The sequence below is a fragment of the Pseudomonas sp. SDO5591_S426 genome (genome assembly GCF_054070755.1).
Genome location: NZ_JBSVXD010000141.1, coordinates 1 through 15,534, shown reverse-complemented (window position 1 = coordinate 15,534; position 15,534 = coordinate 1). Strand labels below are relative to the sequence as shown.

Here is a 15,534-nt window from a genome sequence, read left to right as displayed (position 1 = left end):
GACTGAGCCGACGCTTTCGCGGGCAAGCCCGCTCCCACAGTTGTTGTGTACGCTCAGTCGTCTTCGTGCAACTTGATCCCACGCTTGTGCAGCAGGTACGGCACCAACAGCACCAGCAAGGTCAGGGCCATGAAAACGGCCGAGATCGGTTGAGTGAAAAACACCGTCCAGTCGCCTTCGCTGATGGACAAGGCGTTGCGCAGTTGCTTCTCGGCCATCGGTCCAAGCAGCATGCCAACGATCACTGGCGCGACGGGGAAGTCGAAGCGGCGCATCAACACTCCGGCCCAACCGATTGCCAGCATCAGCAGCAGGTCGAAGGAAGAATGACGCATGCCGTACACGCCGATGGTGGCGAACACCAGAATGCCGGCGTTCAGGTACGGGCGGGGAATCTGCAGCAGCTTGACCCACAAACCCACCAACGGCAGGTTCAGCACCAGCAGGATGACGTTGCCGATATACAGCGAAGCCACCAGGGTCCAGACCAGATCGGCGGAGGTTTCGAACAGCATCGGCCCGGGTTGCAGGTTGTAGTTCTGGAACGCCGCCAACAGGATCGCCGCCGTGGCGGACGTTGGAATGCCGAGGGTCAGCAATGGCACCAGCGAACCCGTTGCGCTGGCGTTGTTGGCCGCTTCCGGGCCGGCCACACCCTCGATAGCGCCCTCGCCTTTGTTGGCCGAAAACTCTTTCGGATATTTGCTGAGTTTGCGCTCGGCGGAATAAGACAGGAACGTCGGAATCTCCGCACCACCGGCCGGAATCGAGCCAAACGGAAAGCCGATCAGCGTGCCCCGCAGCCAGGCGGGCACCGAGCGTTTCCAGTCAGCGCGGGTCATCCACAACGAGGTCAGGCGATGCCGCCCTTCTGCCTGTTCTGATTGATAAAGCAGGCTGTACAACGCTTCGCCGACCGCAAACAAGCCGACCGCCACCAGCACCACTTCGATGCCGTCTACCAGTTCGGGAACGCCCATGGTGTAACGGGCAATGCCCGAGGTCGAGTCCAGGCCGATCAGGCCGATGGTCAGGCCGATCCCCAGCGAAGCAAAGCCGCGCAGCATTGACGCGCCGAGCACTGCCGACACCGTGGTGAACGACAGCACCAAAATCGCGAAATACTCGGCCGGGCCAAAATTCAGCGCCAGCCTGGCCACGATTGGCGCGAACAAGGTCAACAGAATCGTCGCGATGGTGCCGGCCACGAACGAGCCAATCGCCGCCGTGGCCAGCGCCGGTCCCGCCCGGCCATTGCGCGCCATGAGGTTGCCCTCCAGCGCCGTGACCATGGACGACGATTCACCGGGCGTGTTGAGCAAAATCGAGGTGGTCGAGCCGCCGAACTGCGCGCCGTAGTAGATTCCGGCAAACATGATCAGCGCACCGGTCGGGTCGACTTTTGCAGTGATCGGCAGCAACAACGCCACCGTCAACGCCGGCCCGATACCCGGCAGAACGCCAATGGCGGTGCCGAGCAAGCAGCCGATGAAACCCCACATCAGATTGATCGGCGTCAGCGCTGCGGAAAACCCCATCGCCAGGCTTGCGAGAATGTCCAAGATGTCGATCTCCTTCGGCCCGAGTCAGATCCAGGCGTTGACCAGCGGCGGCAGGGAAACCCCCAGCCCGGCGTTGAACAGCCAGTAGATCGGCAGGGTCAAGGCTATGCCGATGGCCAGGTCGCGCAGCGGATGACGACTGCCGAAACCCCGGGCCGCACAGGCAAACAGCAAACCAGCGGCCAGCACAAAGCCGATCAGGTTGATCAGCAATGCCACACCCACCAACCCGCCGGTCACCCAGGCCGCACCGGTTTTTCCGCCAGCAATGCCGGGATTGCCGCTGTCCAGTTCACGAAATCCGCCAGTGAACGCCTGATAACTCAGCAACACGCCCACCGCGCAGAGAAACCCCCCGACCACGTAGGGATAGACGTATGCCGGCAGAATCACGAAGCCCATCTCGGGCGGGAACCGAAAAGCACCCACCGCCAACACGGCGCTGAGGGCGATCAGGCCAATGCCGATCGCCAGTTGCACCGGCACGACTGCACGCGCGCCGGCCATTTCAGAGCAGTCCGACCTTGACCAGCATCGCGCGCAATCGCACGTGTTCTTCATCGACGAATTTGCCGAAGTCATCACCGGTCAGCACGCTTTCGGTCCAGGCATTGATACGGATGTTGTCCTGCCAGACCTTGCTTTTGCTGGCGGCCAGCACAGCATCGGTCACTTCTTTACGCTGCTCGGGCGTGAGATTCGCAGCGCCGTAGACACCACGCCAGTTGCCGATGACCACGTCGTAGCCACTTTCCTTGAGGGTGGGCGCGTCGATCTCCGGAACACGCTCAGGGGCACCGATGGCGAGCACGCGGATCTGGCCGTTCTTGATGTATTGACCCAGTTCGGCATAGCCACCCGTCAGCACTTTGATTTGCCCGCCCAGGGTCTGGGCCACGATTTCACCGCCACCGCCGGTGGCGATGTAATTGACCTTGTTGACTGGTACGTCCAGCTTGCCGGCCAGTTCGGCGATGCCGATGTGGTCGATCGAGCCCTTGGAGCCACCGCCCCAAGTGATGCTGGAGGGCTTGGCCTTGAAGTCCTTGATCAGGTCGTCGAGGGTCTTGTACGGAGATTCCTTGCGCACCGCGATCACGTTGTATTCGGTAAACAACCGCGCGATCGGCGTTACGTCCTTCAAGCTGATTTGCGGTTTGTTCTGTTCGATACCCGCGACCATGATCGCGCCGACCACCAGCAGCGCATTCGGATCGCCCTTGGTGCTGTTGGCAAACTGCGCCAGCCCCAGCGTGCCACCCGCGCCGCCCTTGTTTTCAAAGGTGACGGCCTTGGCGACATTGGCCTCGATCAGGGCCTTGCCCAACACTCGGGCGGTCTGGTCGTAGCCACCGCCCACGGAACCGGGGGCCATGAACTTGACGGTGTCCAGCGCCAGCGCAGGTGTGGTGAGTGCAGCAGCGACAAGGCCCACAGCCAGGCTATGACCGACGCGACGAAACAAAGCGGACATGGTGTATCTCCCTTTAGCATTGTTTTTATGGGTGCCGTCTGCGCGTCGATCAGAGTACGAATTCCTGCTCGATGAACATTGGCCTGCGCATAAGCGTAGGACAAAGTTGTGTCTATGAGGATTTCATCGCGGGATCAGTTGACCGCGCACCGTCTCACTTGCTCACGGAGCCATTGCAGGCCTTCATCGGCATCGAATCGCGCGTGCCAGCAAGCAATCAGTTCGGGCTCGGGAAACTCAAGCGGAGGGGCATGGCAACTGAGGTTGAATACGTCGGCAAAGGTGCGAGCGATCGGGCTCGGCAAGTTGCAGATGTAGCCGGTTTGCGAGGCAATGACCGGCATCGCCATGAAGTTCTGCACCACCGCACCGATGCGTCGGCTCAGGGACTTGGCCGCGAGTGTGCGGTCGATGATGTTGCCGCCGCGCTCGTGCATGCTGATGACTACGTGCGGCCGCTCCAGATACAGATCCAGCGGAAAGCGCCCTTCAGGCAAACGCTCTCGCTGCCAGATCAGGGTGAGCAACTGGACGGTCGACAATTGCTCGAAGCGTACCCCCGCACCCAACGCTTCGGGGAGGTTGATCATCAGGTCGATGGCCCCACTTTCAAGCATCAATGACAAGGTCCCGGGCTCGGGCAAAGGCACGATTTCAATGACCACCCCCGGCGCGGCCACGGAAATATGCTGGAGCAGCCGGGGCAGAATCAGGAACTCGACGAAATCCCCTGCCGCAATGCGAAAGGTGCGCTGGGCGTTGGCCGGCGAAAACAGTTCCCCGCCCTGCAGCACCTGATCGATTTTCTCCAACGCCTCACGCACCGGGCCGATCAATTCGGTGGCCCGTGATGTCGGCAACAGCCCCGCACGACCGAGCACGAACAGTTCGTCGCCCAGTCGTTCACGCAACCTGCGCAATGCGTGGCTGACGGCTGACTGGCTCAGCGCCAGGCGTTCGCTGGCGCGGGTGACGCTCTGGGTTTCCCAGAGTGTGATGAACACCACCAGCAGGTTCAGATCGAGGGTACGTATATTAATATTGTGCATACGCTGAATGGTACATATTCATTTTACTCATTGTAAGGCCTTTGATTTAGTGAACCCATCGTTCACCTGTCGGGAGACTCACAATGAATAAAAAAATCCCTTTGAGCATGGGCTGGTTCTGTCCAACACTTGGCGACACCAGCTCATTCGGTGACCCGAGCCAGGACATTCCGCGCTCGCTTGAGCATTTCGAACGCGTGGCCATCGCGGCTGAAAACGCCGGGTTCGACTACATGCTGCTTCCGGTCAGTGCGATCTGCTGGGACGCCTGGGTGGTCGCCTCTTACCTGGCGGCGCGTACCACACGCCTGAAAATGCTTGCGGCGCTCAAGCCCGGCTATATCCATCCGGTCACCCAGGCAAAGATGATCGCGACCTTCGATCAACTGTCCCAGGGCCGCATCTACCTCAATCTGATTGCCGGCGTCAGCGACAAAGACGCTTACGCTGAAGGCCAGTTTGTGGCCAAAGAAGATCGCTACGATCAGCTACTCGAAGAAGTCGAGCTGATGAAACGCCTGTGGACCGAGCAAGACGTGGAACACAACGGCAAGTATTTTCAGGTCCATGGTCCGAAAATCATGCCTGCCACGGTCCAGCAGCCGCATCCGCCTTTCTTTCTCGGCGGTGGTTCCGACCAAGCGGCGGAAATCTCGGCCAAGCATTCGTCCGTGCACCTGTTCTGGGGCGATTACCCGGAACGCATTGCCGGGCAGATCATCGAGATGCGTGCCCGGGCAGCCAAATATGGCCGCGAAGACGAAATCCGTTTCGCCATGCGCCTGCAAATCATCTGTCGCGAAAACGAAGAGGACGCCTGGGCTGCCGCCGAGGCACTCATCGCCGGGGCAGAAAACTCGGCACTCGCCGCAGCGGTACAGATGGCGGCAAAAAGTAATTCGGTCGCCAGCCAGCGCGCCGCCGAGCTCTCCAAAACCGTCGGCCGCAAGATGACTCCGCACCTGTGGACCGGGATTACCGAAGTCCGTCCCGGCGCGGGCGTCGCGGTGGTGGGCAACCCTGAGCAAGTCGCCGCGCAACTGATGGAGTTCGTGGAGGCCGGTTGCAGCGGCTTCTGCCTGTCGGGTTACCCGCATCACGAGGAAGCCGAGCGCTTTGGCCGTCTGGTCATGCCCCTGCTCTGCCCTTGAAACGCCACTTCGTGCAAGAACAACAATAAATTCGCCCTGATCCGTCAGCGGCGATGGAGTACTGATACATGAACAATTCGAACTTCGACCCGCGGCAGTTTCGCCAGGCGCTGGGTGCCTTCACCACTGGCGTGACCATCGTCACGACCCGAGGTCCGGACGGGCAGGACTACGGCATGACGGCCAACAGTTTCAACTCGGTGTCGATTGACCCGCCGATGGTGCTCTGGAGCCTGAACAAGGACTCGTCATCGGCCCACGCGTTTACCGGTTCCGAGCACTTTGCCGTGCACATCCTGGCCAACGATCAGGAGGATTTGTCCAACCTGTTTGCCAAGCGTGGCGCCGACAAATTCGCCGGGCTGTCGACCACTCGCGGTGCTGACGGCATCCCGTTGCTCGAAGGCTGTTCGGCGCGTTTCGAGTGCCGCACGACTTACCAGTACGAAGGTGGTGATCACATCATTCTGGTCGGGGAAGTGCTGGCCTTTGATCGCTTTGACAGCTCGCCGCTGGTGTTTCACGGTGGCGGTTATCGACGCCTGCTGGAGCCTGTCGTTGCGCAGGAACATGGCGTCTATGGCGACAACTGGCTGGGCTTCCTGCTGGGTCGCGCCTACTACCAGATGCAACTGCCGATTCGTCAGCAACTGAAGGCCATGGGCATGAGCGACCTCGATTTCGAGCTGCTGGGCATGCTCAGTTTCGGCGAAGGCAAAACCCTGACCGAGTTACGCCGCTTGTTCGAATTCGTCGGCAAGGATCTCACCCGACAACACCTGGATGTCTGGGTGCAAAAAGGTTTGCTCACCTTGGAAACGACCAATGTTGAAGCGGCGCGAATTTACTTCACCGAGTCCGGACGGCAGTTGACCATCGAGTGGCTGGCGTTCGCCAAGGCCGCCGAAATGACCGCGATGGAGTCACTCGATTACGAAGAAGCCCAGCAGCTCAAACTGTTGATCGGGCGCGTGATCCAGCAAACCGGCGAAACGCTGCCGCAACACTGGCGCAAGGAAAATATCTGGCAGGACAACAATCTTTGGCAGCAACCCGGCTGAACCGCTGCCAGCCATGCGGCCTGGGGGCTTTGCTCCCAGGATCTGGATACAACAATAAGAACCAGCGCGTGACATGAGGTATTGAAGTGATGTCGAGTACAACCGGTATCCGGAGCACTACCGTCGCCCCTGCGGCAGTGATCCTGCCTAATCGCGGACAGGCGTATTACACCGTCGGCGTCCTGCTGATTGCCTACATTTTTTCGATCATGGACCGGCAGATCCTGACCCTGCTGGTCGGCCCGATCCAGCAATCGTTGCAGGTCAATGACAGCTGGATGGGGGTGCTTCACGGTTTTACCTTTGCTGCCTTTTACTCACTGGTCGGCCTGCCCATCGCGCGGCTGATCGACCGCGGCAATCGGCGCTGGGTGATCACCGTCGGCATCGGTCTGTGGTGCATTGCCACCGCGGCCGGTGGCCTCGCCAACGAGTTCTGGCACTTGTTGCTGGCGCGAATCGGCGTGGCGGTCGGTGAGGCCGTGTTGCTGCCGGGTGCGGTGTCTTTGATCAGTGATTTGTTCCCGACGGAAAAACGCGGCCGCGCCCTCGGCGTGTTCGGCACTGGCGCATCATTCGGCGTGGGTGCCGGTCTGCTCGCCACCGGTTTGGTGCTGGGCTATTTCACCGAACACCCGCTGACCCTGCCTGGGTTGGGCTTGCTGCAACCCTGGCAGACCACGTTGATGTCGATCGGCTTGCCCGGCCTGCTGGTGTTGCTGTTGATGGCCGGCGTGCCCGAACCGCGTTCACGCAAAAACGCCATGGGCGTCAAACCGCAGGCCCGCACGGATGTGCCGCTGCGTGAAGTACTGGCGTACCTGCGCCAGAACCGTCGCACCTTTGCTGCGCTCTTCCTCGGTGCCGGCTGTTTCTATGCGGCGGTATATGGCAGTGGCGGCTGGGTGCCGACTTATCTGGTGCGTGAATTTGGCTGGAGCTACGCCCGGGTCGGTGCCTTGATGGGCGCGATCATGTGCGTCTGTGGTCCGCTCGGCGTGGTCATCGCCAGTTGGCTGGGCGAGTACTGGCGCAATCGCGGGGTCAGCAACGGCAACCTGCGCGTCGCCCTGATGGCCTGCATCCTGCTGGCGCTGGTGAGTGTGCCGCTGTTGCTGGCGTCGAGCCTTGAACGAGCGATCCCGTTCCTGGTGTTGGCCACCCTCCTCTGGACCAGCCTGTTCGGCGTGGGTGCAGCCCTCATCGTCGAAGTGTCTCCGGCGCCCATGCGCGGCCAGTTCATGGCCATGTTCACCGGTGCCCTGAACCTGCTGGGCGCCGGTTGCGGCCCGGTCTTCATGGGGTTGCTGACCGACTACGTGTTCAAAGACCCGCACGCGATCAAGTACTCGATCCTCTATGTCTCCCTGATCGCCTGCGCCCTCGCCGCCCTGCTCTTTTGCAGCGCCTGGGGCAGTTTCCGGCACACCGCGCAAAACGCCCTGCAATGGGAAGCCAGGCGCGCGCTTCACCCTTGACCCTTTTCCTACCCCCCGAATGAGTAATTTTCCATGACCACCCTCAATGGCAGTTGCCTGTGCGGCAACATCCAGTATTCGACCCTCGCCGCCCCGCTGATGACCGCTGTCTGCCACTGCAGCGATTGCCAGAAACAATCGGGCAGTGCCTTTTCGATCAACGTGCTGGTACCCACCGACGGTTTCGAAGTCGCCGGCAAGACGTTGAGCAGTTTCTCCAGCAATGGTGGTAGCGGCCTGCCGGTGCGGCGGTTCTTCTGCAGCCATTGTGGCTCTGGACTGTATAGCGCGGTGACCACGATGCCCGGCCTGTTTGCGGTCAAGGCCGGCACGCTCAGCGACACCTCGGCACTCAACCCGGCCTTGCATCTGTGGTGTGCCTCAGCCCAACCGTGGGTGCCGATCGATCGCGACTTGACGTGCTACGAGCAAGCAGTCACCGACTAATCCCCCCGCCTGGCGTCCGGATCGACGTAGCTCCCCGCGCGTTGCTCCGGACGCTGTAGAGAAAACCAAGATGATCAAGAACGCGCCCCCTGCGTCGCACATCAGCGCACCCGTCAGCGCGCCCCGGCAATGGTTTGGCCAGTTGCGGCAGATCGGTCCCGGTCTGCTGGTCAGCCTGGCGATCGCCATGGCCTCGGCCTTTATCGCTGATCACTACGGTGGCCCGACGCTGCTGTATGCCCTGCTATTTGGCATGGCCTGCCATTTTCTCAGCGAGCACAGCCGCTGCCTGCCGGGCATCGAATTCGCCTCGCGGACCCTTTTGCGCATCGGCGTCGCGCTGTTGGGTGCGCGTATCACGCTGGAACAGATCGGCTCGCTCGGCTGGGAAACCGTACTGGCGGCCGTGTTTGCCGTGACGGCGACCATTGTTGTCGGCTGGCTCAGCGCTCGCCTGCTGGGCGTACGCGCCGACTTCGGCGTGTTGACCGGTGGCGCCGTGGCCATTTGCGGCGCGTCGGCCGCCCTGGCGATTTCCGCCGTACTGCCCAAACATGAGAACAGCGAGCGCGATACCTTGCTGACGGTGGTCAGTGTCACCGGCCTTTCGACCGTGGCCATGATCACCTATCCGATCCTCTGCAAACTGCTCGGCCTTTCTCCCGAACAAGCCGGGACCTTTCTCGGCGGCACCATCCATGACGTGGCGCAGGTCGTCGGCGCCGGCTACATGATCTCGCCGGCAACCGGCGACATCGCCACCGTGGTGAAACTGCTGCGCGTGGCGCTGCTGGTTCCCGCCGTCGTGGTGATTGCCTGGTGTTTCCGCCGGCAACAGGGCCAGCAGACAGGCACGGGACGGCGGATGCCGCTGGTTCCGGGATTCCTGCTCGCCTTTGTTTGCCTGGTTGCGATCAACAGCAGTGGCGTCCTGCCGCTTTCGCTGTCGAGCGCCATGAGTGACATCTCACGTGTCTGCCTGGTGATCGCCATCGCGGCCCTGGGTTTGAAAACCTCGCTGCAAAAACTCGCGACTGTCGGCTGGCGCCCGATCGCGTTGCTGGTTGGTGAAACCCTGTTCCTCGCAATGCTGGTAATCGGCCTGCTTTACCTGGGTCGCTGAACTGACCCTGCCCATCGAAAAACCTGAGAGCAACGACATGAAAACAACAAAAATACTTGTGCAAACCGGTGCCCTGGCGCTTTCCCTCCTGGCCACGGCCGTCATGGCCAAGGTTTCTCCCGAAGAGGCTGCGCAGCTGCGCACTACGCTGACGCCGATGGGCGCCGTCAAAACCGCGAACGCCGCCGGCAGCATTCCCGCATGGACCGGAGGCCTGCCGACCAGCGCCGGGACAGTCGATGCCAAGGGCTTTTTGTCCGACCCGTTTGCCAACGAAAAACCCCTGTTCACCATCACCGCCGCCAACGTCAATCAATACAAGGACAAGCTCTCGGCAGGCCAATTGGCGATGTTCGCGCGCTATCCCGACACCTACAAAATTCCGGCCTACCCGACTCACCGCACCGCGGCGGTGCCGGCAGACATCTACTCGGTGATCAAGGCCAGTGCGCTGAAGACCGAAGGCGTGGATGGCGGCAATGGCCTGACCGGTTTTGCCGATAGCCGTTACTACGCGTTCCCGGTGCCCAAGAGCGGTATCGAAGTGCTGTGGAATCACCTGACCCGTTATCGCGGCGGCAACCTCAAGCGCTGGGCAACCCGTGTCCAACCGCAAGCCGACGGTGCCTTCAGCATGGTTGAACTGGAAGACGAAATCTCTTACCCGCGTGAGCTTCCGGACCTGGACAAGGACAAGGCCGATAATGTGCTGTTCTACTTCATCCAGCGTGTGACAGGCCCGGCCCGCCTGGCCGGTAACGTGTTGCTGGTGCACGAAACCATCGACCAGGTAAAAGAGCCCCGCAACGCCTGGCTGTACAACGCCGGCCAGCGTCGCGTGCGCCGTGCGCCACAAGTGGCCTACGACGGCCCGGCCACCGCTGCCGATGGCCTGGCCACCACGGACAATTACGACATGTTCAACGGTGCGCCGGATCGATACACCTGGGAACTGGTCGGGAAAAAGGAGCTGTACATCCCCTACAACAGCTACAAGCTCGACTCGCCCAACCTCAAGTACGCCGACATCCTCAAGGCCGGCCATATCAATCAGGACCTGACCCGCTACGAACTGCACCGCGTCTGGGAAGTGGTGGCCAAGGTCAAGCCGGGCGAACGTCACATCTACGCGACACGCCACATGTACTTCGATGAAGACAGCTGGCAACTGGCGGAAGTGGACCATTACGACGGACGCGGCCAACTGTGGCGCGTGGGCGAAGGGCATGCCCAGCAGTACTACCACAAGCAAGTGCCGGGCTATACCGCTGAAGTGCTCTACGACCTGCAGTCCGGCCGCTATTCGGTGCTGGGCCTGAAGAACGAAGAAAAGCGCAGCATTGAATTCGGCGCGGTGGCTTCGGCGAACAACTACACCCCGGCAGCGTTGCGTCAGGCGGGGGTGCGTTAACCTCGCCTATCAGGCAACACACAAAAACCTGTGGGAGCGAGCTTGCTCGCGATAGCGATGTGTCAGTCAACGACTATGTTGCCTGTGCAATTGCCATCGCGAGCAAGCTCGCTCCTACAGGGGGTGTGGTGGGTTTCAGGCTCACCTACTACATAGTCAGAAACATACTTTTGGTCTGGCTACCCAGCCCTTGCGAATGTGCAGGCTATCCTGAAAAACATCGACTCAGGAGAACCCTGCCATGAACATCATGCTCAAGGGCATTGGCGTGTCATTGCTGCTGGTGGCCACGGCGGCATTCGCCCATCACGGCTGGAGCGAGTACGACTCCAGCAAACCCTTGCAACTGAGCGGCACCATCGAAGAAGCCGGCTATTCCCATCCCCACGGCTTCGTGAACCTGAAAACGGCGGACAAGACCTGGAACGTGGTCCTCGCCCCACCTTCACGCATGGAAAACCGCGGGTTGTCGAAGGACATGCTGGCGGTCGGCACCCAAGCCACCGTGGTCGGCTATCAGAACCGCAACAAAGCTGATGAGTTGCGCGCAGAACGCATCACCATCGGCGACAAAACCATCGAGTTGCGCTGATGCCAACCGAACCGGGCTGGATGGACTGGCTGAACGATTCCTCACTCGGGGCAGCCATGCGCGGCGATTTGTGGCTGTACCCGCTGATCGAGGTGGTACACATCCTCGGCTTCGCGATCCTGGTCGGTTCAGTGGTGATGTTCGACCTGCGGGTGCTCGGGGTTTCTCGCACTATTCAGGTGACCGCCCTCGCCCGTCATCTCCTGCCGTGGTCCGTGGCGGCCCTGCTGTTGATCGTCCCGGCCGGGCTGATGATGTTTTCCGCCCACCCGCACGACTTCGCCTCCAATGACATTTTCATCCTCAAGCTATGCCTGATCGCCACGGCGGGTCTGAACGCCGTGCTGTTCCATGTCGGTGTGTACCGCTCCGTCACGGCGTGGAACACCGGCGCCCCGGCACCCGGCGTGGCCAAGCTGCAGGCGCTGGTTTCCATCGTGATCTGGGTCAGTGTGGTCCTCTGCGGCCGATTGCTGGCCTACACCTGAGCTTGCGCCAAAACCACCCCATGTAGCAGCTGGCGAAGCCTGCGTTCGAGGACGCAGTCCTCGCCTTTTTTACGGTGAATCGGTAAGCGTCTGCTTCGCAGCCGAACGCAGCCTCGCTCGGGCTCGACAGCTGCTACGGTGCGGTGTGGTTTTTAGGAAGTCATGCGTGATTTTCATTACAAACTTGTCATTGAGTTGTCAGCGTAGCCAGCACCCTCGCTTCGTACAGTGAAGTCGTCAGTCACCCACACCGGGTGACACGCCTTCCACTGATGATGACAAGGGTCGATACCATGAATCCATTGAGCAAACTCTGCCTGATCGCCGCCAGCCTGTTCGTGTTGGGCACCGGCTCCGCCATGGCTGCCACCGCGACTGCTCCGGTCAAGGCCAACAACGTCGTGCTGGTGCACGGTTCCTGGGCCGATGGCTCCAGCTGGTCGGACGTGATTTCCCGTTTGCAGGCTGCCGGTCTGCACGTCACCGCCGTACAAAACCCGCTGACTTCAGTTGCTGACGACGTCGCCGCCACCCAGCGTGTCCTCGATCAGCAGGACGGCCCGACGGTACTGGTCGGCCACTCCTACGCAGGCACCGTGGTCAGCGAGGCCGGGGTCAATCCGAAGGTCAGTTCGCTGGTGTACGTCGCCGCGCGGGCACCGGATGCCGGGGAAGATTTCGTCGCCCTCTCCGCCAAGTACCCAACCATGCCCGTGCGTGCCGGCACTGAAGAACACGACGGTTATGTCAGCCTCAAGCAAGACGCCTTCCTCAAGTATTTCGCCAGCGACGTGCCCCACGACAGGGCCATGGAGCTGTTCGCCGTGCAGCAACCGATCGCCAAGACCCTGTTCGGCGAGCGCACCACCGCCGCAGCCTGGCACACCAAGCCGTCGTGGTACGCGGTGTCGAGCCTGGACCAGACGATCAACCCGGACCTGGAGCGTTTCCTCGCCAAGCGCATGGGTGCGACCACCATCGAATTGCCGTCGAGCCACTTGTCGCTGGTGTCCCACTCCAAGGAAATCGCTGACCTGATCCTTGCTGCCGCCGGTCGCCAGCCGTAACCCGTCGCCCTTTATTACAACTTTGTCATTGTCCTGTTGGTTGGCTGTTCGGATCGCCTGGTTAACCTGAACTCACTGCCAGGCCCACTCGCCGACAGCCACCACCACCTTTAAAAGAGAGACTTATCATGAAAATGTACATCCTCGGTTTCGCAGCCCTCCTCGCCACCGGTTCGGTTTTTGCCGATACCCAAAGCACTGCCCCGGTGATCCATGACAAGGACGCTGCGTTCGTCCACCTCGATATCGCCAAAGTCACCGGCGAAACCGACATCTCGCAACAATGCGGCATCATCCCCGCCGAGCTGAGCTACCTCGACCATCAGGGTCGCCAGCACGAACTGGATTACCTGGTCCAGGGCAGCGGTTGCACCAATGATCATTGATCGCCGCCCCTGCGTACCGGCAGATGAACGGGCTACACTGGCGGCACGGGCATGCCGCTGTAGCCCGCCTGCGCGGCGCTGAACCTTGCTGACCCCACACCTGGCAGAACCCCATGAACATTCTCGTCGTCGAAGATGAACCCAAGGCCGGTAATTACCTGCTCAACGGCTTGCAGGAGCTCGGTTACACCGTAAGCCTGGCCCGCGACGGCGTCGATGGCTTGCACCTTGCGCTGGAACACAATTTCGATGTGATCGTGCTGGACGTGATGATGCCGAAAATGGACGGCTGGGAAGTCCTGCGCCGCCTGCGCAAGGAAGCCGACACCCCGGTGCTGTTCCTCACCGCCCGCGATGACATCGCCGACCGCATCAAGGGCCTGGAACTGGGCGCCGACGACTACCTGATCAAGCCGTTTTCCTTCGCCGAACTGGTCGCCCGCCTGCGCACCCTGACCCGCCGCGGCCCCACCCGTGAAGAAGAACAGTTGCAAATCGAGGACCTGCAAATCGACGTGCTCAAGCGCCGCGTCACCCGCGCCGGCACGCGCATTACCCTGACCAACAAGGAATTCGCCCTGCTGCACCTGTTCGCCACGCATCAGGGTGAAGTGCTGTCGCGCTCGATGATCGCCTCGCGGGTTTGGGACATGAACTTCGACAGTGACACCAACGTGGTGGATGTCGCCGTTCGCCGGTTGCGGTTGAAGGTCGACGACCCGTTCCAGCTCAAGTTGATCCACAGCGTGCGCGGTATCGGCTACCGCTTCGATACGCAGCCATGAACGGCCTGTCCCGTCTGCGCCATTCCCTGACGCTGCATCTGGCGCTGGTGTTTGCGTTTCTCGCGTTTGTTTCGCTGACCGCATTGGGCGTGGCGTTGTACCACGACCTGGAGCACGAATTGATCCGGCGCGACGATGCCGCCCTGATTACCCGCATCGATCAACTGCGCACGTTCCTCAACGATAGCAATACCCTGGAGCTGATTCGGACCAAACCGGCGCTGTTCCAGAACATGCTGGGTAATCGCGAAGCCTTGCTGACCATCGGCGCGCCTGGCCAAACACCGTTGCTGGTGGTCAATCCGGGCAACCTGAGCATGCCAACGCTGGCGCCGATGCCTCTCAATCACCCGCTGAGCCTTGGCGACGTGCATCACTTGCCCAACATCAACGGGGTGCCTTTTTCGGCACTGGCGGCGACCATAGACTCGGGCGACCAGGGCACCCTGGAAGTGGTCACCGGGCGCCTGATGACCGAGCGCACGGCGGTGCTCGCCAATTACCGGCTCAACGTTTATCTGTTCGCCAGCGTGGCGGCGATTCTGCTGGCACTGTCCGGCTACGTGCTGGTGCAGCGCGGCCTGCTGCCGGTGCGGCGCGTGGCCCAACATGCACAAGGCATCGGCGTGGGCAACCTCGGCGAGCGCCTCGACAGCCAGGGTGCGCCGCTGGAACTGCTGCCGATGATCGACGCCTTCAATGCCATGCTCGATCGCCTCGGCAGAGGCTTCGTGCAACTGGGCCAAGTGTCGACCGACATGGCCCATGAGCTGCGCACGCCGATCAACAATCTGCTCGGTGAAACCCAGGTCGCCTTGCAGCAGAACCGCAGCATCGAGGCCTATCAACAGTTGCTCGCGTCCAATGTCGAGGAGCTCGAACGCCTGGCGCGCATGCTCGACAACATGCTGTTCCTCGCGCGTACCGACCCGGCCAGCGCCTTGCGCCAACGCCAGGAACTGGACGCCGCCGACGAGATGGAACGCATGGCCGACTATTTCGAAGGTCTTGCGGCGGATGTCGGAATCCGCATCGATGCCCGGGGCAGCGGCGTGATCTGGGCCGAACCGATGCTGCTGCGTCGTGCCCTGGCCAACCTGTGCGCCAATGCGATCAAGTACGGCGCGCCTGACTCAGCGCTGCATATCCAAGCCACACCACAGACCGACGGCATCCACCTGCAAGTGCGCAACCACGGCCAGACCATTCCCGCCGAGCACCTGCCCAGGCTGTTCGAACGCTTCTACCGGGTCGACGAATCCCGCGAACGCTCGGCGCAATCCAATGGCCTGGGCCTGTCGATCGTGGCGACGATCATGCAACTGCACAACGGCGCGTACAGCGTCAGCAGTGTGGATGGCGTTACCTGTTTTGAGCTGGTTTTCCCGGCGCGGCGGCCAGGCGAATAACGCCTGAAAAGTCAAAAGATCGCAGCCTGCGGCAGCTCCTACTTTGGAATG

16 protein-coding genes are annotated in these 15,534 nt (G+C 61.3%); 12 read left to right on the top strand and 4 right to left on the bottom strand.

Annotation, left to right across the window (positions count from 1 at the left end; all coding sequences use genetic code 11):
- Positions 1-53 precede the first annotated feature (53 nt).
- The 4 genes from ACW9JC_RS22390 to ACW9JC_RS22375 all read right to left on the bottom strand — a co-directional run bounded on the left by ACW9JC_RS22390 (position 54) and on the right by ACW9JC_RS22375 (position 4,085).
- Positions 54-1,562, bottom strand: coding sequence for a tripartite tricarboxylate transporter permease (locus ACW9JC_RS22390; protein WP_457457647.1), 1,509 nt, complete (start codon positions 1,560-1,562; stop codon positions 54-56).
- 24 nt (positions 1,563-1,586) lie between these two features.
- Complete coding sequence (locus tag ACW9JC_RS22385; RefSeq protein WP_338581544.1) at positions 1,587-2,069, bottom strand: tripartite tricarboxylate transporter TctB family protein; 483 nt, start codon at positions 2,067-2,069, stop codon at positions 1,587-1,589.
- Between the two features lies 1 nt (position 2,070).
- On the bottom strand, positions 2,071-3,036 hold the full coding sequence (locus tag ACW9JC_RS22380) for a tripartite tricarboxylate transporter substrate binding protein (RefSeq protein ID WP_338581545.1): 966 nt from the start codon (positions 3,034-3,036) through the stop codon (positions 2,071-2,073).
- 134 nt (positions 3,037-3,170) lie between these two features.
- Complete coding sequence (locus ACW9JC_RS22375; RefSeq protein WP_448108300.1) at positions 3,171-4,085, bottom strand: LysR family transcriptional regulator; 915 nt, start codon at positions 4,083-4,085, stop codon at positions 3,171-3,173.
- Positions 4,086-4,168: 83 nt separating this feature from the next.
- Between ACW9JC_RS22375 and ACW9JC_RS22370 the strand changes: the two genes are divergently transcribed.
- The 12 genes from ACW9JC_RS22370 to ACW9JC_RS22315 all read left to right on the top strand — a co-directional run bounded on the left by ACW9JC_RS22370 (position 4,169) and on the right by ACW9JC_RS22315 (position 15,483).
- Positions 4,169-5,236: an LLM class flavin-dependent oxidoreductase gene (locus ACW9JC_RS22370; protein WP_457457644.1), complete on the top strand. Its 1,068-nt coding sequence runs from the start codon at positions 4,169-4,171 to the stop codon at positions 5,234-5,236.
- 68 nt (positions 5,237-5,304) lie between these two features.
- On the top strand, positions 5,305-6,297 hold the full coding sequence (locus ACW9JC_RS22365) for a flavin reductase (RefSeq protein WP_457457642.1): 993 nt from the start codon (positions 5,305-5,307) through the stop codon (positions 6,295-6,297).
- Between the two features lie 89 nt (positions 6,298-6,386).
- Entirely contained in the window at positions 6,387-7,775 is a 1,389-nt protein-coding gene (locus ACW9JC_RS22360; protein ID WP_457457640.1) for an MFS transporter, read from the top strand.
- 33 nt (positions 7,776-7,808) lie between these two features.
- Complete coding sequence (locus ACW9JC_RS22355) at positions 7,809-8,222, top strand: GFA family protein (RefSeq protein WP_338581553.1); 414 nt, start codon at positions 7,809-7,811, stop codon at positions 8,220-8,222.
- A gap of 70 nt (positions 8,223-8,292) precedes the next feature.
- On the top strand, positions 8,293-9,345 hold the full coding sequence (locus tag ACW9JC_RS22350) for a YeiH family protein (protein ID WP_457457638.1): 1,053 nt from the start codon (positions 8,293-8,295) through the stop codon (positions 9,343-9,345).
- 37 nt (positions 9,346-9,382) lie between these two features.
- Positions 9,383-10,756 carry a DUF1329 domain-containing protein gene (locus ACW9JC_RS22345; protein WP_457457636.1) on the top strand — a complete coding sequence of 458 codons (1,374 nt, stop codon included), beginning with the start codon at positions 9,383-9,385 and terminating at the stop codon, positions 10,754-10,756.
- Between the two features lie 241 nt (positions 10,757-10,997).
- Complete coding sequence (locus ACW9JC_RS22340) at positions 10,998-11,348, top strand: DUF6152 family protein (RefSeq protein ID WP_457457634.1); 351 nt, start codon at positions 10,998-11,000, stop codon at positions 11,346-11,348.
- A complete protein-coding gene (locus tag ACW9JC_RS22335) occupies positions 11,348-11,836 on the top strand; it encodes a DUF6644 family protein (RefSeq protein WP_457457632.1) in 489 nt (162 codons plus the stop codon). Before ACW9JC_RS22340 ends, ACW9JC_RS22335 begins: the two co-directional genes overlap by 1 nt.
- A 293-nt stretch (positions 11,837-12,129) precedes the next feature.
- On the top strand, positions 12,130-12,903 hold the full coding sequence (locus tag ACW9JC_RS22330; RefSeq protein ID WP_448108309.1) for an alpha/beta hydrolase: 774 nt from the start codon (positions 12,130-12,132) through the stop codon (positions 12,901-12,903).
- Between the two features lie 128 nt (positions 12,904-13,031).
- Positions 13,032-13,289 (top strand): DUF2790 domain-containing protein, encoded by a 258-nt coding sequence (locus ACW9JC_RS22325; protein ID WP_457457629.1) that lies wholly within the window; start codon positions 13,032-13,034, stop codon positions 13,287-13,289.
- Between the two features lie 113 nt (positions 13,290-13,402).
- Positions 13,403-14,074: a heavy metal response regulator transcription factor gene (locus tag ACW9JC_RS22320; RefSeq protein WP_457457627.1), complete on the top strand. Its 672-nt coding sequence runs from the start codon at positions 13,403-13,405 to the stop codon at positions 14,072-14,074.
- Positions 14,071-15,483: a heavy metal sensor histidine kinase gene (locus tag ACW9JC_RS22315; protein WP_457457625.1), complete on the top strand. Its 1,413-nt coding sequence runs from the start codon at positions 14,071-14,073 to the stop codon at positions 15,481-15,483. Before ACW9JC_RS22320 ends, ACW9JC_RS22315 begins: the two co-directional genes overlap by 4 nt.
- The last annotated feature ends 51 nt before the right edge of the window (positions 15,484-15,534 follow it).